This is a genomic window from Mesorhizobium sp. M7A.F.Ca.US.005.03.2.1, assembly GCF_003997795.1.
Classification (GTDB): domain Bacteria; phylum Pseudomonadota; class Alphaproteobacteria; order Rhizobiales; family Rhizobiaceae; genus Mesorhizobium; species Mesorhizobium ciceri.
The window spans coordinates 1-1390 of sequence record NZ_RZRP01001211.1 but is presented as its reverse complement, the minus strand read 5'-3'; the positions used below and the strand labels follow the sequence as shown (position 1 = coordinate 1390).

Below are 1390 nucleotides of genomic sequence, written 5' to 3'. Positions count from 1 at the left end.
GTTCGTGGTCCAGCCGATGGAGGTCGCATCGGTGTTCTTCCTTGCGAGCATCGCAGGAAAGGTGCCCGTGGGCGTGTTCTGGCGGACCCTGGCCGCGGCAATCCTGATGGTGCTGGCCCGCTATCTCGGTGACGCACGGATCTTCAATCCGACCCTTGGCGTGCTGCTGTCGATCGCCTTCTGGCTTTATATCCTTGGCGAGTTGTATTTCGGCGCCATGGCGGACGCCATCAGCAAGTCGACGCGTCCTATCCGCCTCGGCTATTTCTGGATCAGGCTGATCATGACGATCGGCTGGGCAATTTACCCGATCCTGCATTTCGTGGACGTCGTTATCGGAACGGGGCACGTGGCGCCCATCATCGTGCTCTACACCATTGCCGACCTTATCAATCTCATCGCCGTCTCAATGATCGTCCTCGCCGTCGCCGGCGAGGAGCGTTTCTGAAGGCTGTCAATCTTCGCGCCAACGTGCTTGGCGCTCGCGGTTAAGTGGAGGATCTTCCCATGAATGGCTCAGATGTGATCGCAATCGTTATTCTCATAACGATCATCATCGCGATCGGTGTCTACCTGCTGCACTGGCTCTACAGACACTCATCCAAAGACCAGTCCTTCGTCCGCACCGGCCTCGGCGGCGAGCGGGTGGTCATGGGCGGCGGTGCGCTGATCATCCCGATTGTCCACGACATCACGCGTGTCAACATGAACGCCATCCCGGTGGAGATCCGGAGGCTCGGCGAGCAATCCCTGATCACCAGGAATAAGATGCGCATCGACATCATCGCCGAGTTCTTCGTGCGTGTGGTGCCGACGGAAGCCGGGGTGTCGACTGCCGCCCGCACCCTCGGTGACCGCACCCAGAATCCTGCCGCGCTGAAGGAGATCGTTCAGGGCCGGTTCGTCGATGCAATGTCGGCCATCGCCTCCACGATGACCATGGACGAAATCCACACCAGCCGCGGCCGCTACATGAGTGAGGTGGCCGCCCTGGCGGCGACGACCCTGGGGTCGAATGGCCTCGAGCTTGAAAACGCCTCTCTGACGAGCCTCAACCAGACCGACATCTCCGTGTTTGATCCCTCCAATGCGTTCGATGCCGAAGGCCTGACGCAGCTGACCGAGCAGATCGAAGAGCGCCGCCAGCTTCGCAACCGCATCGAAAACGAGTCGCGGATCAGCATAAAGCTCAAGGATTTCGAAACCGAGCAGCGGTCTCTGGAGATCGAGCGTGACCTCGAATACGCCCGCATCGAACAAACGCAAGCGATCGAAATCCGCAAAGCAGCCCAACTGGCCGAGATTGAGGCCGAGAGATCTAGTTCCACAATCAGTATTCAGAACGCCAGGATCCGCAGCGAACAAGAAGGCGAGCGGATTCGTATCGCCA

2 protein-coding genes are annotated in these 1390 nt (G+C 59.4%); both read left to right on the top strand.

Going from position 1 to position 1390, the window contains the following annotated elements; genetic code table 11:
• Positions 1–448 (top strand): bacteriorhodopsin (locus EN991_RS36340; protein WP_206519331.1); only part of this gene is annotated, 448 nt, incomplete at its 5' end.
• Between the two features lie 59 nt (positions 449–507).
• Positions 508–1390: SPFH domain-containing protein (locus EN991_RS36335; protein ID WP_245461177.1), on the top strand; the 883-nt coding region annotated here is incomplete at its 3' end.